Here is an 18,029-nt window from a genome sequence, read left to right on the forward strand (position 1 = left end):
CCAGTGCGGCGATCAGCCGGCCGGGGTCGTCGTCACTGGTGAGGGCCAGGTCTGCGAGTGACCAGCCTGGATCGCGTTCGGGTCGCCGGTGACGATGGGAGCCGGTTCCTGCGGTGACATCGACGGCGGGGGCGGCGGCGTGGTCGCCGGGGTCGGCGGCGCGGTGACGGCCGGTGTAGGTGGGGCCGGCGCTGGTGCGGCCGGCTCGGTAGGGTCGTCGTCGTCCTCTGCGATCTCTTCGACGGTGCGCACCTGGTCCTGGAAAGACTCGAAGTTGCCGACGAACTTCTGTTCGCGGCGGGCGGCGGCAAACGCGGTGAACACTCCCATCAGTAGCTGGTCTTCGGTCGGTGAGGGCCAGCCGTGTTTCTTCCACACCATCGAGTAGGCGACGGTGTCGGACAGTCGCGGGGTGACCGTCTCGCGGCGGTCATCGACAAACACGATCACAAAACTGTTGCCTTGCATGGGTTTACGCTCCTTGGACTGAGTTGACGAGACGGTCTCGGTGTTCGTTGTAATTGCGAATCCACGCCGGCTCGGTGGCGCGGGCGCTTTGGGAGAGCCACGGCTGAGCCGGGATGCGGCGCGCCGGCCAACCCCAATGGATCGGGCCGGAGTAGGGCACGCGGTTGTTGATCGTGGCCACGCTGGCGTTCGCGCCGGCCACACGGGTGCCGGCGGCCAGGCGGCCGGTGCGCCGAGGGGCACCACGCCGGGACGCCGACACAGTGGCCTGGGCGGCCGATCGGTTGGGGCCGGCCATCTCTGGCGCGCGGCGGGCGGCGCGGCGCAGCGTAGCGCTGAGTCGCGTCGCACCCTCCACGTAGATCGGCACCGGGCGATCAGACCGCCGGCGTGGTGCCGGCGGTGCCACCGCCGGCCGGGGCGAATGCCGGCGTGCCGACGATGGCCCATTCGATCTCACTGGTGTTCTTTTTCTTCACGTCGCCGCCGAGGTCGATCGGGTCGATCTGCACTCGGCCGCTGACCTTTTCGCCGCCCGAGGTCGGGGTGAACGTGAAGTTGGTTTCAGCGCCGGCGTTGCGCCAGGACCAGTCGATGACGCCATCTTTGGCGACATCCTGGAATAGCTCCCCGTTGAGTGTCCAGGCGTAGGTGCGGGCACCGACGACGACGCCGCCCGAGAGCACGGGCGTGGGGTCCTCACTGTCGCCCTTGGCGGCGATCGTGCATTTGGTGACCTGGGCGGACATGTCCAGGCTGACCGCGCCGCCACCGGGGGCCTCGAATGTGAGGGTGCCGGGGCCGAGCTGGGCGAGTGGACGGGCGGGCGTGGGTGCGGTCATTGGTTCTCCTTAGTCGAGCGGAAGTGTTGCGCGCCAACCGATTACCTGGCCGGCCTGGTTGGTGACGGATGCGACGGTCTCCACACCGAGCGCGTCGAGCGCGTCGATGAGGCCCGACAGGTGGGTGTAGACGGTGGGGAAGCCAACGTCGGGCACGAGCAGCGCGAGGCCGGCGACCACCTGGGGCGGGCCGGCCAGTGTCGCGGGGCCGATCGAGTCGAGCTCGACCAGCACGCCGGGGGCGTTGACCTCTGAGACGGTCAGGCTGGCGCTGACTCCTGCGGCGCGGAGTGCGGTCACCAGCGCGTCGAGTCGCTGGCCGATGTTCACCCCGCTCATACGATCCACGCTTCTGCCCAGTTGCCGAACCGCAGGAGCATGGCAATGTCTGGATCGTTGCGGGCGACGTAGAGCGCGCCATACTCACCATCGCCGGCGAGCATTGCATCAGGTGAGTTCTTGCGGCGGTAGAGCCGAGCGGCCAGCATCACCGCGCCGCGATAGAGGTCGGCGGGCCAGTCCTCGACCGCCGGCGCGGCGTCGTCGTCGGGGGCCACCTGCAGACCGTGCCAGCGCCGCATGAGCGCGAGCACGGCCCCGACTGGGCCGTCGAGCTGTTGTTTCTCTGGCTCAGTCGAGAGGGTCAGGTGAGCCGCCACGGCGTCGCGCACCGCGCCGGCGGTCGGGGCCGCCATCAGGGTGCGACGGGGGCAGCGACCGGAGCGGCGAACCGGACCTTGCGCAGCGCTTCGGGCCGGTTCATCAGCTGGGCGGTGTAGCCGAACAGAGCGGCGTCACGGCCACCCTTGGCCAGGTGCTCGGCTTCGGCGCGCAGCGGGGAGCCGCCGAGTTCGTAGAACGTGGCGGCGGTCTTGGACCCGACGAGCGCGGAACCCCGTTCGACGGCGGTGGAGGTGGTCCACTTGCTGGGTGCGCCGATGCCCACGATGTCGCCGTAGTGTGGCGCTTCGAGCATCGAGATGTCGAGCAGGCTCAGCATGTCGTCCGGGTTGACGATCGCGAACGTGGCCGGCTGGCGCACGGTGGAGTCGATCACCAGGCCGCCGGCGGAGATGGCGCGCACCATGTCCGGGTAGACCGTGGCGAGCGGCAGCGCGTTGGTGTCGAGCCAGTCGGCCACCTCCAGGTCGGTTTCCTCGGCGTAGCTCTCGGCCATCGCGGCCCAGTAGGCGGCCAGGTACTCGGTGTCACCGAAGTCGAAGAACGCACGGTCGATGTCGTGGCCGCCGGCCCACCGCTCGGAGTCCATCGAGACCGGCTCGGTGACCGGGGTGTTCGTCGGAATGTCGGCCTTGTTACCGGAGTACTTGCCCACCTTGGGCTTAGTGACCCACTTGTAGCCCACGGCCTTGCGGCTGGTGAGTGGCTTGTTCGTCAAGAGCGGGATGATGCGCCGGGTGTAGGCGACACCGGACCACAGCTCACCGAGCCATGCCGGCGCGGTGATGCCGATCTGGTTGGCCACGGTGATGTCGGCCAGCTCGGCGTGCACTTCGGAGGGCCGGCCGGCGATGCCGTTGCCGATGTGATCGAGCACCTGGCGCAGTGACAGGCCGGTGTTCGCGCCGGCGGCGGGTGCGCCGGTGCGAACGGGCCCGATCGGCTGGGGAGCGACGGCCGGCCGCGGTGCGGTGTAGGCGTACTGCGGCGCGGCGGGAGCCGGTGCCGGCTGCGCGGGCGCGGGCGCGGGCTGGGCCGGTGCCGGCTGCGCGGGCGCCGGCTGGACGGGCGCGGGCTGGACGGGCGCGGGCTGGGCCGGTGCCGGCTGCGCGGGTGCCGGCTGGCCGGGTGCCGGCTGCGCGGGCGCGGGCTGGGCCGGCTCCTGCGGTGCGGTCGCGGCGGGCTGGCCGTAGTAGTGGTGGTGGTGCTGTGCGCCGGGATCGCCTGCGGCAGTGGAGTGTTCGGCGAGAATAAGTTTCTCGGTGTGCTCGGCGTGAACGGTCATGACACGTGCCCTTTCGTAGGCGGGGATGGGAACGAGTGCGACCTTGCGGAGCACTGCGTCTGTGATGAACGGGCCGTTCTGGGCGATCGGCACGGCTTCGATACTGAATCGGTTGCGGACGGACTGGGCCTCGATCAGCGCCTGGTCGCCGGTGGGGGTGTTGGGGATTTCGAACTCTGCGCAGACGAGGTTGTCCTCGACCCACCAGTTCGTCATGACGCCGACCGGGCCGTCTCCGTGGGTGGAGTGGTCGCGGAGCAGCTTGACGTCTGACAAGTCGTTGGGGATGCGCAGCGATCCACGGCAGAACGTGAGTCGGCCGCCGGTGGTCGAACCCTCTTCGTCGTAGGGCAGGATCACGCCGGCGATGATGCGCCGGCGTGGGTCGGCGGCGGCAGCTGCGTCGGTCATCGGTAGTCACCTCGCAACCGGTGCCGGCCCACGTTTTCGTCGGGGTACACAGCGCGGGCGGCTGTCTCGGTTTCCACGGCCGGCATCTGGCCGGTGGTGGCGGTGAACTGTTCTGAGACCTGCGCCAGGGCGGCGGCGAGTTCTTCGTTGCGCTGGGCGAGTTCGTCGTAGTTGCCGTTCACCTTGGCCTGGATTTTGCCCATCTCGACCTTGGCCCCGGACGCGGCGAACAGGGTCACGATGACCGGCGTGGCGAACCCGAGCAGGGTCGGCGCATAGCTGGCCACATCACGGCCGGCCAGGAGCGCGTAGCCCAGGGCGACGACGATCAGCAACACCAGGGCGAGCGCGCCGATGAGCGCAATGGTCTTGTCACGTGCACTCATCGCCGGCCCGCTTTGTGGATGAATCGAGCCACACCGACGCGGGTGTCGAGAATCGCAATGGTGTTAAACGCGGACAGGATCAGCGCACCGAGCCCGATCAGGTCGCCGATCACTGGCCACCCTTGAGCTTGCCCACGTCCTCGCGCAGCTCTGCCACGGCGTCGACCAGGGTCAGCGGCTGGCCCTTGTCGTTGGTGCCGAGCTGCGGCCACGGCCCGAGCTGGCGCAGCACGACGGCCACGGCATCGACCAGGGTCAGCGGCTGGCCCTTGTCGTTCTTGCCGAGCTGCGGCCACGGGCCGAGCTGGCGGGAGACCTCGCGCAGCAGGCGGTCTTGTTCGGGGGTCATGTCGTTCTCCTCTGGTGGGGGTCCGTAGATGCCGAGATATCCGTTGTTGAGTTCGTTGGCCAGGGCCGCGACGCGGGGGTCGTTGGGGCCGACGCCGATCTGGTAATGCATTTCGTCGGCGCGGTCCCACCAGCGGCCCCAGAACACGACGCCGCGAAACTTCTTGAGTTCGGCCTCGACACGGGCGACGCGGGCGGCCGGCATGGTGCGAGCACCCCACGGGTACCACGGCGCGTTGATGTCAATTGCGGTGCCGCTCATGTGGTTTGAGTTCGCCACGTCGTTGTCGGCGGACCATCCCCAAACCTGCGAGCGGATCGGTTCGATGGTGCGGTGGTAGTGGAGCATCCAGGCGACGAGGATCGTGGCCACGTCGCCGGCGCGCAGCGGCACCACGACGGCGGCCGGCACGCCGAGGTCGGCCATGCCGACGCGCACGCAGCGGTCGGAGTTGCACATGGGCCACCCGTTCTCGGATGGAACGCCGGGGCGAACGGGGTATCTCATGCGGGCCTCACAGACGCGAGCGGGGTGACGGGCCGGGACTGGTTGCCGTCGTCGGGGGGTGCCACGTCGCCATCTGCGACGCCGGTCAGCACGGTGGTGTTGAAGGCGAGCGATTGGCCGGCGGGCATCATGTCGTCCATGCCGAGGCGGCCGGCGATCGCGGACATGTACGGGGCCAGACCGAAGTCGACCAGCTCGGCCATGCGGGCGTTGGTGTTCTGGTACGTCATGCCCGATCCGGTGTCGGCGTCCAGGAGCGCGGCGGGGATGCCGGTCAGGCGGGCAATGTCGATCGCGGCAGCGTTGCGGCCCTCGACCAGCAGAGCCGGATCACGCTTGCCTGCCTCGACCACATCGACATTCGCCGAGGCGAAACTCACGCCGTGGTCGGTCTTGCGACGGGCGGCCACAAAATCATCAACCACCGCCTTGCGCTTGTCCGGGGGCAGCGGCTCACCGGAGAGTTGCTTGATGATCGTGTTCAACACCGGCGACCGGGCGGCCTTGCGGGCACCGTCTGCCAGGTCGGCGGCGTGGCCGACCGGATCGGCCCCGTAGGCGAGGATTCCCTCATCGACACCGGGGATCACGATCACATCGGTGGCCGCAACCTCACGGTTGTTCCACAGCACGTGACCGGTGTCCGGGTCAATTGTCCACTGCTCGAACGGGATTCGGTCGGCGGCGATCACCGGGCCGTTGCCGCCGGCGCGGGCCACGGCCCACGCGGACAGACCGTAGAAAAACAGGTCATCGACCGTCCAGAGCATCCGGTGATAGGGCGACCAGGGGCCGTCTGTGCTGTCGATCCACGGGGGCCGGTTCGCGCCGACGAGTTCGGCGGTGCCGGCGTAGGGCACCAGCGGGCAGCGCGGCAGGTTGGTGACGATCAGCCGGCGGGCGCGGACGACGGCCGGCACCCGGAGCGCGGCGCTACGGGTGAGTTTGGCCGGCGCGCCCGGTGGCAGGTCGAAGTGTTCGAGGTGATTTGGTGAGGCCCACGGGCTCTCGTAGGGCACCGCTCGCGACGCCGCCGAGGTCATCGTCACCGCGTCGCGCAATGTCGTCAGCAATCCCATGCGGCAAACGGTAGGACTGGTGTTCACGCGCGGCGGCCGTGAGCGCGGCGCGTAGGGCCTTGCGACCGCCGGCCAGGTCGCCGTGATCGCGGCGCAGATGACGGGCCGCACCCGTCCACACGTGCGCCAAAGACGTTGAGGCTAAACGCCATTCGCATGACTGGCAGAGAGCGACGCGCACCGCGCCGTGATCGATGGTGACGCCGGCGGCGGTGGTGGTCATTGCGACTCCTCAGTGGTGGTGGTGAACACGAACTCTTGTTCTGGCTCGGCGTGGGTGGCGACCCACAGAGCGGCTAGCATCGCCTCGATTTCAGCGATCGAGCCAACCGAGTGTTTGCGCGACAGGACGCGGCCGGCCTCGGCGACGTTGCGCATCACCGCGCCGCGCCAGGCTCGGCGCATCCCTTCGTCGTGGCGCATCATCAGCGTGGGCGGACCCTCACCCTTGCGCGGGTTGATCCGGGCCAGCATGTCGTCGGTAGCGGTCGCCCACTCGCGGCCAGTGGGTGCGCGGTAGTCGACGGTGAGCGTGTCGGCCAGCCGGCCAGACGGGCCGTCCGGGTTGACGCCGACGCCGATCGGCCGGCGAGCGTCGGCGATCGTGTCGACCAGCTCGGCGGCCCAGACGACGCCGGGGGCCGAGTCGATCACCTCGGCCACGTAGCGATCGCCGACCTGGGCCACGACGACGACGGCCGACCAGGAACGGTCGTAGGACGTGGCCGCGCCGATAGCGAACGGGGCCGTCTCGGGGATCGCGTCAGGAACGGTCGCGGTGTCGAGCACCGTCTCAGACAGCAACGGGTCTTTGCTTCCGGTGGGTCGGTTGGCGAATCCACGGATGAACTCAGCCTCGCTCGACATCTGCGAGCGGGCGCGGTGCAGCGCTTCCATGTCCATCGTGTGGCCGAACGCGGGATGGTATTTGGCGATCACGTCAAAGTCGGTGGGGTCTTCGTCGTCGGGCACGCCGAAGTCGATCAGGCACGCGCGTGGTTCCTCGCGAGCGCGTTCGATCATGCCGTCGAGCCATTCCGAATCCGCGGTGCCGCGCGTGGACAGGATGACCGTCTGGGCACCGGGCCAGGGTGCAGCGCTGCGAGTGGACTGGGCCGGCGCGATGCCCGACATGAGCGCGTCGCCCTGGGGCACGGTGTACTCCCACGACTCATCGACCAGGTTCAGGTCGCCCTGTTTTCCGTGCAGTGACCCGGCGGTCGGTGGGTGCGCGCGGAACTCGGAGCCGTTCAAGAACTCCATTGCGGTGTTGGCCGACGCGCGTTTGAGCTCAAAGGTTTTCGCGAGCGGCGATAGCTGCGCCGGCCGAGCCATCTCGAGAAAGTTCGCTCGAGCATCGAGGCCGGTTTGCGCGGTGTACCACACGCGAGAGTTCGGAGTCAGCAGCGAGCGATGAACGCCGGTCGCCAGGTTGCTGATCGTCTTGCCGGCTTGGCGTTGCACGGTGATCACCACCAGCGAGTAGAACAACCGGCCGGTGAGCGGATCAACCTCATTGGCCACAGCGGCCGTGGCGGTCTGCCACGGCATGAATGGGCGGCCGAGCGCGGCGGCGATCTTGCCGATACTGCGCCCGTAGCTTCTACGGCTCGGATCGCGTGGGGTCATGTACCTCGGCGGGGGCATCGTCGGTCGCGCCAAGGTCATTGAGCAGTTCTTTCAGTGAGTCGTCGGTCTCGGTCGCGCGGGAGTCCGGGGTGAGCCGTAGCTCGCGCAGCGCCTCGGTGACCGGCTGTAGCAGCTTGGACGGGCCGTAGGGCTTGTTCTGCGCCTCGAATGCATCGAGCGACCAGGCCGCCGAACGGACCAGCGTCACCAGCGCCTCATCCTCGGGGCGGAGTAGATCGGCGTCGGCGGCGGCCGAGAACGCTCGGTCGACCGCCTTGGAGTGCCGGCCATCGACAGGGCCAGGAACAGGCGCGACACCGAACAAGTCAGCTTGGCCGGCACCGGGTGCGCGGGGATCGGGCCTAGGCACGAGACAACCGGCCGATGAGGTGCTGAATCGCGGCAACATCTTTGTCCGTCAGTGCGGACAGATCGAACTCTGGCCGGCCTAGCAGCTCGCTCGGTTCGCAGTAGAGCGCGGCGGCAAGCGCAGCCAGGTCGTCCACGTCGATCCGGCGTTGATTGCTTTCGAGCTTCTGGATTGCTTCGGCTGTGAACTTGCGCCCTCGGCTGGAGACATCATCAGCGAGCACCTGGCGGGTCCACCCGAACTCTTGCCGGCGGCGTGACACCTCGGCGGCCACGATCTGGGAGACCGGACCGGACTCATTACCTCGTTGGCGTTCCACTCGTATATTCCTCTCGATCACTCCGCATAAGTATGCAGTATGTACCTACCCCCGGATTGTACTGACCAGGGGGAAAATCGGGCAGGCGCTGGGCTTCCGGGGGTCGATCGCGAATCCAAAAACCCTTTGACCTGCGGTTATGCATGAATATGCAACATGCACGCATAACGCATATTCCGCATGATTATTCATCGCTATGAATAGGGCGGGGCTTGGTCCAGTCGAACGATGGTGCGGCGCGGGCGGTGGGCAGTGGATGCAGTGCGAACCACTCATCGAGCGAGCGATTACCACGAGAGCTGTTGCACGACAGGTGCGCCGGCCGCAGGTTGACCAGCGCATCACTGCCACCCTTGGACCTGGGCACCACGTGATCGGCGGTGGTCGCACCCAGCCGACCGCACAGGTGGCACCGCCGGCCGTACGTCGCCAGCACCAGCGCCGTCAGCTCGACCACCCACCGCCCAGACCACGGCCTCATCCCGCCTGCACACCGAGCGCGGACAGCAGACTACCGAGCTTGCCTCGGGTGGTCTCCCGCTTGCGCACGAGCACGGTCGCCGCGCGGATCACGCCCTGGTCGCCGTGCTCGATCGCATCGACCGCACAGTCAGCGATGACCGGGCAACGTAGACACACCGCCGCCAGGTGCGAGGGCACAGTCGTGTGACCGTTCGGCACGACCCACAGTTCGGGGTCGGTGCCGGCGCACGCCGCCCGATCGCGCCAACCAGGGCGAGGCAGCGCCACGCCCTGGTCGGACTCCATCACCTGGGCCATCGCGCCAGCACCTCACAGTCGAACGTTCGCGTGTGCGGCCAGAACCGACGAACCCACGCCGCGTAGTGGTCACCCGCATGGCGATTCGGCCGCGTGCACAGCAACGTCGAGCCGGGGTGTTCGGACTGGTGGCACTTAGGCGACGCCACCTCTGTCACCGCTGCGTCGGCCACAGATCGAGCGGATGTTCGGGGTCCATCGCGTCGATGAGTTCGGCGAGCTGGGAGACGATGCTGGCCAGGAGTAGATGAGTCATGCCCGTGGCGTCATCGAGCGTGGTGGCCAGCCGGCCGTAGGTCTCGCGCAGTTCGGCCACCAGGTCAGCGGTCCGCTCGGTGTCGAGCTTGCGGGCCAGGGTGGCTGTCTCGGGGTCAGTGCGGCGGTGCCGGCCGATGGTCTCGATACTCATGTTTTCCTCTTTCGTCGGTTGCGGGCCTTGGCGGCGTCGCGTTCTCGTTGTGCCTCTTGCGCCGCGACCGTGATGGCCGCGTGCGCGCCGTGGCATAGGACATGGCCGAGGACGCCGCCGGGTCCGTACATGAGGCGGTCGCCGTTGCTGATCGGGGCGTTGCAGAACGCGCATCGCCCGCCGGATCGGTGTGCAGTGAATCCCGGTGCGTGGTGCTCGGTGCGACCACGCCGGCCTTCTAGACGGATGTGCGTGTTGTTGACGGCCTGCAGCAGGATCGGTGCGTGTGTCTTGAGTAGGTAGACGTACTGACGGATGTGCATCCAGTCAGGGCACAGATCGTGGTCGGACAGGTCAGCCAGCTTGTGTTTCACATCGCCTCCAGAAGGTTGATTAGGGATCGCTTGGGGTGGCGGTCGTCCTCCACCCCATAAAGGCACCCCGGAAAATCGCCAGATATCCGTTCTCCGCCGTTGCTTGGGGCCGCCGTGTCGGAGGGCAGACTTTCCTCTTCTACGGCGGAGCAGCGGTTTAACTGTCCCAAACGGCCACATTTGAGACAGCCAGCACATGCCGGGAGTTGTGCTGTTGCGTTACCGGCAGGCGGTCGGTTTACGTCGGACCCACCCCAGAGCGACGGTCGAGTTAGATCAGGCGTCACCGCCGTTGGGGCCGAACAGGTTTGGGTCGAACAACGTTGGACCGGGCGGCCTGGTGGCCTCATCGCGACAGTCGCGGCATGTCAGGTTGCCATCGGTGGGCAGGTGGCCGGCGGCGAACACGCGCTCACAGACCTTGCAGTAGAGACCAGACGGCGATGGGGTATCGACCCACGCCGATGACGGTTTCAGCTTCTTACCGGCGGGATGACGAGACCGAGAGCCAGCCTCATCCGGCGGCAACGGCCGGCCCTTGCGCCAGCTGACTTGGCCCCACGGGCCTTGGACCACCTCACCCACGTCGGCACGTCTTCCAAGCCACATAGCCCTGGTGCTTGTTCACGTAGCCAATGCCGAGCACATGCCCACACGAGCTACGCAGCACGACCAGGCGAGGCCGCTTGGGTGGGTGGGCCACGGAAGTGCGGTACGCGATGGGTTTCATCCATCTCGCGCGATGAAGGGGCGGGCCGCTCTGTGGCGTCAGCATCCCAAATCACCGGATTCATGGCTGGAGTCCTCGCGGGACGCCAGGGCATCGACATCGGCAACGGAGTACCGCCGATGTCCACCTGGGGTAGTCACGACAGGCACGAGAACGCCCGTCAGCGCCCAGCGGCGAACGGTTTCGCGAGAGACGCCGAAGCGCTCAGCGACTACAGAACTGCCACATAACGCGACTTGGGCCATGTGGGAGACACAACCACACGTATGTAATTCGCGTCAAGCACGAGTTCCGTGCCGCGCTGGATCATGCCCTGATCCTTATGCCATAATTCGCACATGACGCAAGCAACCGATGAGCCGAATTGGGTACCGACCACTGCCACATTTGCCTCGCGCCTCATTCTGACGCGGCACAAGATGGGCTGGAACGCAAAAGAGGCCGCTCTAGCGTGCGGGATCACGCAGGCGAGCTGGCGGGAGTGGGAAACGTTCGGTCGGCTACCGCGCGACCTGGCGGGCGTGTGTAACAAGATTCACGCTCGCACGGGAGTCAACGCGGTTTGGCTGATGACCGGCGTTGACTTAGGGCCGACCGACGGTGGGCCGGGTGTTGTGCGCCATCAGGGACTCGAACCCCGAACCCGCTGATTAAGAGTCAGCTGCTCTGCCAATTGAGCTAATGGCGCGCGTTGTTGCGACTTGGAACGTTAGCAGGACTCATACGGAAAACGAAAATCGCGTGGTCGCAGAGGTGAAAACGGTCTGTTTTGACCGCTCGTCGCGTTTCCTGTCCGTCACACATTGCCCGTAGACTCTCCTCAGTTGGTTGGTGCCCACTCGTTGGGCTTTAGGGGATGTTTGGAGTGTGATGGGGTTCACGCAGACCTCGGTAGGACAAGGGGCTCGAAAGTCCACTGTTTTCATGGTTTTCCTGATCGCACTCGCCGCCGTGGTGTCGGCGTGTGCCTCTGATGCCCCAACGCCCAAGTACAGCGATCAGGTGGTCAGCACCACACCGTTTGACGATCTCCTGCAGCCGGCGGTGAAGATCACCGGTTTTGCGGACAAGCCCGTGGTCGACGGTGATGTCGGGTTCTCGCCCGGTGCGCCCGTGAAGGTCACCGCGAGCGACGGGCGTCTCACCAACGTCCAGATCACCAACTCGGCGGGCGCACCGGTCCCGGGCAACCTCTCGCCGGACAAGAAGAGCTGGACCGTGGCCCCGGGTTCGTTCGGCTACAACAAGACCTACACGCTGACGGCTGACGCCAAGGGCATCGGTGGCAGCACCAAGGCGACCACTTCGTTCACCACGAGTTCGCCCAACAACCTCACCCAGGCCTACCTACTGCCAGAGGACAATTCGACTGTTGGCGTCGGGATGCCGGTGTCAATCCGATTCGATGAGGCCATCCCCAACCGCAAGGCTGCGCAGGACGCGATCACGGTCCGTACCGACCCACCTACCGAGGGTGGCTTCTACTGGCTCAGTGACACCGAATTGCGTTGGCGCCCGGCGCAATTCTGGAAGCCTGGCACCAAGGTTGATGTCGCGGTCAACACCTATGGGATCGATCTCGGTGACGGTCTCTTCGGCCAAGAAAACCTGAAGACCAACTTCACGATTGGTCGCGAGCTCATCGCCACCGCCGATGACAACACCAAGACCATCACCATCACGGAGAACGGCAAGGTCATCAAGACGATGCCGACGTCGATGGGCAAGGATTCCACGCCCACCGACAACGGCACGTACATCATCGGTGATCGTCTCGACCGCATCGTGATGGATTCGTCCACCTACGGTGTCCCCGTCAATTCGCCGGCCGGGTACCGGCTGGATGTCGACTACGCCACCCAGATGTCGTGGAGCGGTATCTACATCCACTCCGCGCCGTGGTCGGTGTACGCGCAGGGCAGCGAGAACACGAGCCACGGATGCCTGAACGTCAGCCCGGAGAATGCGCTGTGGTGGGTTCAGAATTCGTTGCGAGGCGACGTCATCACCGTGAAGAACACTGTGGGTCCCGATCTGTCGGGCACCGACGGCCTCGGTGACTGGAACATTCCATGGGAAACCTGGAAGCAGGGCAACGCCTGAGGTTTGAGCGTCCCCGTCATGGGACATCGGGGGTCTTCTCCGGGTCGTGAGCCCGGCCTCGTGGGCGGTTTGCACGCGGAGTAGTCCAACGCGGCTGCGTCGTCGGAGCCGCGTAGAGCCCCGCCCTTGCAACGGCTCGCCCTTGTTGCTGGCCGTTTCCGTCCCCCGGCCGAATGATGCGGCCCCTGTCCTCCTCCGAAGCGCAATTGCGTACGTGAGAGGCCGACCCACGCCTTCTCACCCTTTTCTGGGCCCGTATCGCCCCGCTGTGCCGTCAGCGTCCGTCGGGCGCATCCACGCGCCAGCGAGATGTCGTGCCGGACAGGCTGTGTGATGAGGCAAGCGGGAAATAGATTGCGCGGCGAAGGTCTGGTCGCCCGATGGAGCGATGTCGGCAGCAGTCCAGAAAGTCGCGAAACGACAAAGGCCGGTGCTTGCGCGATCAGCGCTCACACCGGCCCTCGTGTTGGGGTGGACGACGGGACTCGAACCCGCGACAGCCAGAATCACAATCTGGTGCTCTACCAACTGAACTACGCCCACCATCGGATCCGCGTTAGCGGAACCAGGGACTTACTCTAGCGGCTCGCCGGTCCGGAATTCCAATCGGTTACCCAGCCTGTCGCCATCAGGCCGGACCGAGCGTTTTGGTCACTTCCTCGATGGCCGACGATTCGGGCCCAGGAGGGGCGACAAACGCTGTTGCCCGGTAGTACTTGAGCTCCCTGATCGATTCCCGGATGTCGGCCAACGCACGGTGTGCCAGGCCCTTCTCGGGCTGCCCGAAGTAGATCCGCGGGTACCACCGGCGACACAGTTCCTTGATGGAGCTGACGTCGACCATCCGGTAGTGCAGGTACGCGTCGAGTTCGGGCATGTCCCGGGCGATGAAGCCGCGGTCGGTGGCGATCGAGTTGCCGGCAAGGGGTACCGCGCCGGCGGTGTCGATGTGCTTGCGCAGGTAGTCGAGGACCTGCTTCTGCGCCTGCTCGATGGTCACCGTGGACGCACGCACTTCTTCGGTGAGTCCGGACGCTGCATGCATTTTCTTCACCACCGCGGGCATGGCCGCCAGGGCGTCGTCGTCGGCGTGGATGACCACGTCGACGCCGTCACCGATGATGTTGAGTTCGCTGTCGGTGATCAGGGCTGCGATCTCGATGAGCTTGTCGCTGCGCAATTGCAGCCCGGTCATCTCGCAGTCGATCCACACAAGTTTGTCTTGCACCCCACAACCCTAGTTGAGCGGTCTGTGGTGCCACGCCCTGACCTGGGCCCGCCAGGGGGAGACCCTAGTCGCCGAGCTTGCGGTAGAACGAGCCGACGATCGGCGCGGTGAACTTGCGGGGGGTGTAGCCACCGGCAACCGACATCGCCTTGGACAGTGCCCCGGGAACCACACGCATCTTGTTTCGCTCCAGTGCGTCGAGACTGAGCTTTGCCACCGACTCGCTCGAGTTCCACATGAAGTCGGGGACCACACGGTCGACGATGCTTGCCTCTTCCGGCGTCGGAGTGTGGGTACGCACAGGTCCCGGCGCCAGCAGAGTTACGTGCACGCCTTTGTCGGCCACCTCACCCCGGACCGATTCGGAGAGGGTGTTCACAAACGCCTTCGTTGCCGCGTATGTCGCGTTGTTCGGAATCGGCATGTTGCCCGCCGCCGATCCGACCATGAGGATGCCGCCGGCTTTGCGTTGAACCATCTGGGGCAGAACCGCGAGTGTGAGGTCGTGCACCGCAACGGTATTGAGCCTCACCTGTGCTCGCTCGTATTCTGGGTCCAGCTCGGACAACGGTCCGAAGGTGGCAATGCCCGCGTTGTTGCACAAGATGGAGATCTCGCGGTCGCGGAGCTCGTTGCAGAGGGTGTCGGTCGCGGTCGGATCAGAGAGGTCGGTGGCACGCACTTCCGCCTCGATACCGAACGTTGCGCTCAACTCGGTCGCGGTCGCGGTCAGGATCTCCTCGCGGCGGGCAACCAAGATCAGGGAGTGCCCGCGTCGGGCGAGCTCGGTCGCGAGTGCTGCGCCGATACCCGACGATGCGCCGGTGACCACTGCCCTGGCTGACGGTGTCGGATGGGGGATAGGCATGGCGCCGATCGTATCGGGAGGACGCCCTCAGGTGGCCGACAGCCGGAACATGCGGATGTCTCGCGAGGTCTTGCTGCGATAGATCGCGTAGTTGTGTGCCACCTTCTCGAACTCGCGATAGAGGCGTTCCTTTTCGCTGCCCTCGACAAGAGTGGCAGTCGCCGCGACCTCGGTTCCGTCGATGTTCACCCACGCCGCGGGGTTTGCGAGCAGATTCCCGGTCCAGGCAGGGTGGTGGGCCTGCCCGAAGTTGGACCCGACCACGTAGAGGTCGGGGTCCTCGCGGTGGTACAGAAGGGGCGATACGCGGCGTTGCCCGCTCTTTGCGCCGATCGTCGTCAGCAACATGGTGGGGGCCCCGACCGGACCGGCGATGGTGAACCGTCCCCTGCTACGGATCAGAAGTCGCCGGTCCAGCGGAATCATCTTGCGTGCCAACCAGGTTCCGGGTGAGGTGGCCGCCACCGCGAACATGACCCGGTTGAGCGGCGAGCTACTCGAGCCCCAACGCCTGTCGGGAAATGGTGCGGTCACGGCTCCACCCTTCGTGGTTCGGCTTCAGACGATACTTGCGGCGACCTCGGTGCCCTGGCGGATCGCCCGTTTCGCGTCGAGTTCGGCGGCCACATCGGCGCCGCCGATGACGTGGGTGCTCACACCCGCGACGGTCAGCGGGTCGACGAGCTCGCGCACCGACTCCTGACCAGCACACACCACCACGGTCTCGACGTCGAGCACGCGCGTGGTGCGCTCGCCGCCTTCCTCTTTCGGAGCGAAACTCAGGTGCAGACCTGCATCGTCGATCTTGTCGTAACTGGCTCCGGAGATCTGCTCGACGCCTTTCATCTTGACGGTCGCTCGGTGCACCCAGCCGGAGGTCTTGCCCAGCGATTTACCCTGCCGGCCCGTTTTGCGCTGCACGAGAAACACCGTGCGGGCAGCGGGGGTGGGACGCGGTTTACCGACAAACCCCGGTACGCCCAGGTCGTCGGTGATGCCCCATTCCTCTGCCCATTCCTTGACGTTCAGGGTGGGGGAGTCGTCGACGGTGAGGAATTCGGTGAGGTCGAAGCCGATACCGCCGGCCCCGATGACTGCAACGGTCTTGCCGATCTCCCGGTGGCCGAGCACCGCCTCCGCGTACGACATCACCTTGGGGTGGTCGATACCGGGGATGTCAGGCATACGAGGGGTGACGCCGGTCGCCACGACAACATCGTCGAACTTCTCGTCGATCAGTTCTTCGGCGCTGATCCAGGTGTTCAGGTGGACGTGGACACCGGTCGCCTCGAGCTGAGCTGTGAAGTACCGGATGGTCTCGGAGAACTCTTCTTTACCGGGAATCCGCGCTGCGATAGAGAACTGACCGCCGATGTGTTCGCCGGCCTCGTACAGGTGCACCTCGTGCCCCCGCTGTGCCGCGGCAACAGCGGCCGACAGGCCCGCCGGTCCAGCCCCCACCACCGCGACGCGCTTGGACTTACGGGTGGTGCCGAGCGTGAGCGTGGTCTCGCGTCCTGCGCGGGGATTGACCAGGCACGACACCTTCTTGCCGACGAAAGCATGGTCGAGGCACGCCTGGTTGCAGGCGATGCATGTGTTGATCTCCGCGGCCCGCCCGGCCTCCGCCTTGTTGGCGAACTCGGGGTCGGCCAGTAGAGGACGCGCCATCGAGATGGCATCGACTCGTCCACCCTCGAGGATCTGCTCGCCGAGTTCGGGGGTGTTGATGCGGTTGGAGGCGATGAGCGGAATCGACACCTCTTCGCGCAGGCGCTCGGTGTAACTGACAAACGCCCCGCGAGGAACGGACGTCACGATGGTGGGCACCTGCGCTTCGTGCCATCCGATGTCGGTGTTGATCGCGTCGACACCGTGCTCTTCGAGCTTGCGTGCCAGCAGGGCGATCTCGTCCCACGTCTGGCCGTCTTTGACGAGATCGGCAATGGATTGGCGCATGATCACCATGAAGTCGGGGCCGACTCGTTTGCGGATCTCTTTGACGATCTCCACAACGATGCGCTGGCGGTTCTCGGTGCTACCGCCCCATTTGTCGGTGCGGTCATTGGTGCGCTTGCACAGGAACGTGTTGAGCAAATAACCCTCGCCGCCCATGATCTCGATACCGTCGTACCCCGCCTCGCGCGCGAGCTTCGCGCAGCGCCCATACGACCAGATCGCATGCCTGATGAGGGCATCGTTCATCTTGATCGGCTGAAATGGGTGCACTGGCGACTTTTCCCAGCTGACACTGAATTTGAACGGTGTGTACCCGTACCGGCCGGCGTACAGCACCTGCATCGCGATTTTGCCGCCCTCTTTGTGGACCGCACTGGTGAGGCGTCGGTGGCGGATCACGTCGAGCTTGTTGGTGAGCTTGCCCGCGAACGGCGACAGCAGGCCCGCGCGGGTTGGTGCGATTCCTCCCGTGATGATCAGTGCCGCACCGCCTTTGGCTCGCTCGGCGTAGTAGGCGGCGAGCTTGTCGACGTCCCAGAGGCGATCCTCCAGACCGGTGTGCATGGAGCCCATGATGACGCGGTTCTTGAGTTCGACCTTGTTGATGGTCAAGGGCTCGAACAGTTTTGGGTACGGATTGGTCATGGGTGGAACCTTTCTTGTCACGGGGGCTGGCCGCGACGCTTTTCAGTTGCTGGGTGGTTCGTCGAGCTGAGCGCTCAACGCGCCGATCACTTCGTCACACCACTCGATGAACCCCATCTCGATACGCACTCCACCGCGCAAGACCAGGTATTGCTTGAGCTTGCGGAAGTTGAGGGCGTCGGGGTCGGGGTAGTCGTTCTTCTCGAATTCCTGGTACAGCCTCAGTCGGCCTTCGTGCAGGTCGCGATGGCGCTTCAGCTCGGCGATGAGTCCGGGTAGGTTGCCGAACTCGGCGGCCCTGATCTTGACGCCCAGTTCGTCGCGCAGCTGCTGAGGTTCGGTGGGGGAGCTGACCCACTCCCTCAGCGCCACACGCCCTTTGGCTGACAGCGTGTAGACCTTCTTGTCCGGTCGGCCGTCTTGCGCAACGGATTCGAAACTCACCAGACCGTCGGTGTGCAGCTTCTTGAGCGTCCGATAGATCTGCTGATGTGTGGCCGACCAGAAATGGCCGATGGACCGGGTGAACTGTTGCCCGATTTCGTAACCGGTGCCCGGACGCTCGGCGAGCGAGGTCATGATCGCGTGTTCGAGTGCCACGCCAGCA

Annotated in this window: 23 protein-coding genes and 2 tRNA genes; 1 reads left to right on the forward strand and 24 read right to left on the reverse strand. The window is 65.9% G+C overall.

Features of this window, described 5'->3' with window-relative positions; all coding sequences use genetic code 11:
• Positions 1-12 precede the first annotated feature (12 nt).
• The 18 genes from KXR83_RS08600 to KXR83_RS08685 all read right to left on the reverse strand — a co-directional run bounded on the left by KXR83_RS08600 (position 13) and on the right by KXR83_RS08685 (position 11,307).
• Positions 13-468, reverse strand: a complete 456-nt coding sequence (locus KXR83_RS08600) for a hypothetical protein (protein WP_437424512.1) — start codon at positions 466-468, stop codon at positions 13-15.
• A gap of 4 nt (positions 469-472) precedes the next feature.
• Positions 473-838 carry a hypothetical protein gene (locus KXR83_RS08605; RefSeq protein ID WP_437424513.1) on the reverse strand — a complete coding sequence of 122 codons (366 nt, stop codon included), beginning with the start codon at positions 836-838 and terminating at the stop codon, positions 473-475.
• A 7-nt stretch (positions 839-845) separates the two neighbouring features.
• The gene (locus KXR83_RS08610; RefSeq protein ID WP_207779592.1) at positions 846-1,310 is read right to left on the reverse strand and encodes a hypothetical protein; all 465 of its coding nucleotides are present in this window, start codon (positions 1,308-1,310) and stop codon (positions 846-848) included.
• 9 nt (positions 1,311-1,319) lie between these two features.
• Positions 1,320-1,649 (reverse strand): hypothetical protein, encoded by a 330-nt coding sequence (locus KXR83_RS08615; RefSeq protein ID WP_116915577.1) that lies wholly within the window; start codon positions 1,647-1,649, stop codon positions 1,320-1,322.
• On the reverse strand, positions 1,646-2,005 hold the full coding sequence (locus KXR83_RS08620; RefSeq protein WP_437424514.1) for a hypothetical protein: 360 nt from the start codon (positions 2,003-2,005) through the stop codon (positions 1,646-1,648). The genes KXR83_RS08615 and KXR83_RS08620 overlap by 4 nt, the downstream gene beginning before the upstream one ends.
• The gene (locus KXR83_RS08625) at positions 2,005-3,687 is read right to left on the reverse strand and encodes a hypothetical protein (RefSeq protein WP_437424515.1); all 1,683 of its coding nucleotides are present in this window, start codon (positions 3,685-3,687) and stop codon (positions 2,005-2,007) included. The genes KXR83_RS08620 and KXR83_RS08625 overlap by 1 nt, the downstream gene beginning before the upstream one ends.
• Positions 3,684-4,073 carry a hypothetical protein gene (locus KXR83_RS08630; protein WP_437424516.1) on the reverse strand — a complete coding sequence of 130 codons (390 nt, stop codon included), beginning with the start codon at positions 4,071-4,073 and terminating at the stop codon, positions 3,684-3,686. Before KXR83_RS08630 ends, KXR83_RS08625 begins: the two co-directional genes overlap by 4 nt.
• A 109-nt stretch (positions 4,074-4,182) precedes the next feature.
• The gene (locus tag KXR83_RS08635) at positions 4,183-4,881 is read right to left on the reverse strand and encodes a M15 family metallopeptidase (protein WP_243404337.1); all 699 of its coding nucleotides are present in this window, start codon (positions 4,879-4,881) and stop codon (positions 4,183-4,185) included.
• 44 nt (positions 4,882-4,925) lie between these two features.
• A complete protein-coding gene (locus KXR83_RS08640; RefSeq protein WP_437424517.1) occupies positions 4,926-6,008 on the reverse strand; it encodes a phage portal protein in 1,083 nt (360 codons plus the stop codon).
• Between the two features lie 219 nt (positions 6,009-6,227).
• Positions 6,228-7,637: a hypothetical protein gene (locus KXR83_RS08645; RefSeq protein WP_437424518.1), complete on the reverse strand. Its 1,410-nt coding sequence runs from the start codon at positions 7,635-7,637 to the stop codon at positions 6,228-6,230.
• On the reverse strand, positions 7,612-8,007 hold the full coding sequence (locus KXR83_RS08650) for a hypothetical protein (protein ID WP_437424519.1): 396 nt from the start codon (positions 8,005-8,007) through the stop codon (positions 7,612-7,614). Before KXR83_RS08650 ends, KXR83_RS08645 begins: the two co-directional genes overlap by 26 nt.
• Complete coding sequence (locus KXR83_RS08655; RefSeq protein ID WP_437424520.1) at positions 8,000-8,326, reverse strand: helix-turn-helix domain-containing protein; 327 nt, start codon at positions 8,324-8,326, stop codon at positions 8,000-8,002. The genes KXR83_RS08650 and KXR83_RS08655 overlap by 8 nt, the downstream gene beginning before the upstream one ends.
• Before the next feature lie 184 nt (positions 8,327-8,510).
• The gene (locus tag KXR83_RS08660; protein ID WP_437424521.1) at positions 8,511-8,783 is read right to left on the reverse strand and encodes an HNH endonuclease; all 273 of its coding nucleotides are present in this window, start codon (positions 8,781-8,783) and stop codon (positions 8,511-8,513) included.
• Positions 8,784-8,803: 20 nt separating this feature from the next.
• A complete protein-coding gene (locus tag KXR83_RS08665; RefSeq protein ID WP_437424522.1) occupies positions 8,804-9,106 on the reverse strand; it encodes a WhiB family transcriptional regulator in 303 nt (100 codons plus the stop codon).
• Between the two features lie 154 nt (positions 9,107-9,260).
• Positions 9,261-9,515 (reverse strand): hypothetical protein, encoded by a 255-nt coding sequence (locus tag KXR83_RS08670; protein WP_437424523.1) that lies wholly within the window; start codon positions 9,513-9,515, stop codon positions 9,261-9,263.
• The gene (locus tag KXR83_RS08675; RefSeq protein ID WP_437424524.1) at positions 9,512-9,889 is read right to left on the reverse strand and encodes a hypothetical protein; all 378 of its coding nucleotides are present in this window, start codon (positions 9,887-9,889) and stop codon (positions 9,512-9,514) included. The genes KXR83_RS08670 and KXR83_RS08675 overlap by 4 nt, the downstream gene beginning before the upstream one ends.
• Positions 9,890-10,657: 768 nt before the next feature.
• Entirely contained in the window at positions 10,658-10,864 is a 207-nt protein-coding gene (locus KXR83_RS08680) for a MerR family transcriptional regulator (RefSeq protein ID WP_116915564.1), read from the reverse strand.
• A 370-nt stretch (positions 10,865-11,234) separates the two neighbouring features.
• Positions 11,235-11,307, reverse strand: a tRNA-Lys gene (locus tag KXR83_RS08685).
• A gap of 236 nt (positions 11,308-11,543) precedes the next feature.
• On the opposite strand from KXR83_RS08685, the gene KXR83_RS08690 reads away from it, so the two are divergent.
• Positions 11,544-12,722, forward strand: a complete 1,179-nt coding sequence (locus KXR83_RS08690; protein ID WP_437424525.1) for a L,D-transpeptidase — start codon at positions 11,544-11,546, stop codon at positions 12,720-12,722.
• 467 nt (positions 12,723-13,189) lie between these two features.
• Here the strand turns inward: KXR83_RS08690 and KXR83_RS08695 are convergent.
• From KXR83_RS08695 to KXR83_RS08720, 6 genes are all read right to left on the reverse strand, one after another.
• Positions 13,190-13,265 (reverse strand) — tRNA-His (locus KXR83_RS08695).
• Positions 13,266-13,350: 85 nt separating this feature from the next.
• The gene (gene orn / locus KXR83_RS08700; protein ID WP_023960479.1) at positions 13,351-13,950 is read right to left on the reverse strand and encodes an oligoribonuclease; all 600 of its coding nucleotides are present in this window, start codon (positions 13,948-13,950) and stop codon (positions 13,351-13,353) included.
• 64 nt (positions 13,951-14,014) lie between these two features.
• Positions 14,015-14,818 (reverse strand): mycolate reductase, encoded by an 804-nt coding sequence (gene cmrA, locus KXR83_RS08705; RefSeq protein ID WP_437424526.1) that lies wholly within the window; start codon positions 14,816-14,818, stop codon positions 14,015-14,017.
• 27 nt (positions 14,819-14,845) lie between these two features.
• Complete coding sequence (locus tag KXR83_RS08710) at positions 14,846-15,352, reverse strand: nitroreductase family deazaflavin-dependent oxidoreductase (RefSeq protein WP_437424527.1); 507 nt, start codon at positions 15,350-15,352, stop codon at positions 14,846-14,848.
• A gap of 24 nt (positions 15,353-15,376) precedes the next feature.
• Entirely contained in the window at positions 15,377-17,422 is a 2,046-nt protein-coding gene (locus tag KXR83_RS08715) for an FAD-dependent oxidoreductase (protein ID WP_437424528.1), read from the reverse strand.
• Between the two features lie 42 nt (positions 17,423-17,464).
• Positions 17,465-18,022: a PadR family transcriptional regulator gene (locus KXR83_RS08720; RefSeq protein WP_247208461.1), complete on the reverse strand. Its 558-nt coding sequence runs from the start codon at positions 18,020-18,022 to the stop codon at positions 17,465-17,467.
• Positions 18,023-18,029 lie beyond the last annotated feature (7 nt).

The organism is Williamsia muralis (assembly GCF_051487485.1).
In the GTDB taxonomy this organism is placed as follows: domain Bacteria; phylum Actinomycetota; class Actinomycetes; order Mycobacteriales; family Mycobacteriaceae; genus Williamsia; species Williamsia muralis_B.

What these genes read in the sequence shown, in the direction of transcription:
- KXR83_RS08620 (WP_437424514.1), bottom strand. Translation starts at nt 2,005, where the DNA reads ATGGCGGCCCCGACCGCCGGCGCGGTGCGCGACGCCGTGGCGGCTCAC.
- KXR83_RS08615 (WP_116915577.1), bottom strand. Translation starts at nt 1,649, where the DNA reads ATGAGCGGGGTGAACATCGGCCAGCGACTCGACGCGCTGGTGACCGCA.
- KXR83_RS08715 (WP_437424528.1), bottom strand. Translation starts at nt 17,422, where the DNA reads ATGACCAATCCGTACCCAAAACTGTTCGAGCCCTTGACCATCAACAAG.
- KXR83_RS08665 (WP_437424522.1), bottom strand. Translation starts at nt 9,106, where the DNA reads ATGGCCCAGGTGATGGAGTCCGACCAGGGCGTGGCGCTGCCTCGCCCT.
- KXR83_RS08625 (WP_437424515.1), bottom strand. Translation starts at nt 3,687, where the DNA reads ATGACCGACGCAGCTGCCGCCGCCGACCCACGCCGGCGCATCATCGCC.
- KXR83_RS08670 (WP_437424523.1), bottom strand. Translation starts at nt 9,515, where the DNA reads ATGAGTATCGAGACCATCGGCCGGCACCGCCGCACTGACCCCGAGACA.
- KXR83_RS08600 (WP_437424512.1), bottom strand. Translation starts at nt 468, where the DNA reads ATGCAAGGCAACAGTTTTGTGATCGTGTTTGTCGATGACCGCCGCGAG.
- KXR83_RS08630 (WP_437424516.1), bottom strand. Translation starts at nt 4,073, where the DNA reads ATGAGTGCACGTGACAAGACCATTGCGCTCATCGGCGCGCTCGCCCTG.
- KXR83_RS08680 (WP_116915564.1), bottom strand. Translation starts at nt 10,864, where the DNA reads ATGGCCCAAGTCGCGTTATGTGGCAGTTCTGTAGTCGCTGAGCGCTTC.
- cmrA (WP_437424526.1), bottom strand. Translation starts at nt 14,818, where the DNA reads ATGCCTATCCCCCATCCGACACCGTCAGCCAGGGCAGTGGTCACCGGC.
- KXR83_RS08690 (WP_437424525.1), top strand. Translation starts at nt 11,544, where the DNA reads ATGGTTTTCCTGATCGCACTCGCCGCCGTGGTGTCGGCGTGTGCCTCT.
- KXR83_RS08610 (WP_207779592.1), bottom strand. Translation starts at nt 1,310, where the DNA reads ATGACCGCACCCACGCCCGCCCGTCCACTCGCCCAGCTCGGCCCCGGC.
- KXR83_RS08635 (WP_243404337.1), bottom strand. Translation starts at nt 4,881, where the DNA reads ATGTGCAACTCCGACCGCTGCGTGCGCGTCGGCATGGCCGACCTCGGC.
- KXR83_RS08645 (WP_437424518.1), bottom strand. Translation starts at nt 7,637, where the DNA reads ATGACCCCACGCGATCCGAGCCGTAGAAGCTACGGGCGCAGTATCGGC.
- KXR83_RS08640 (WP_437424517.1), bottom strand. Translation starts at nt 6,008, where the DNA reads ATGGGATTGCTGACGACATTGCGCGACGCGGTGACGATGACCTCGGCG.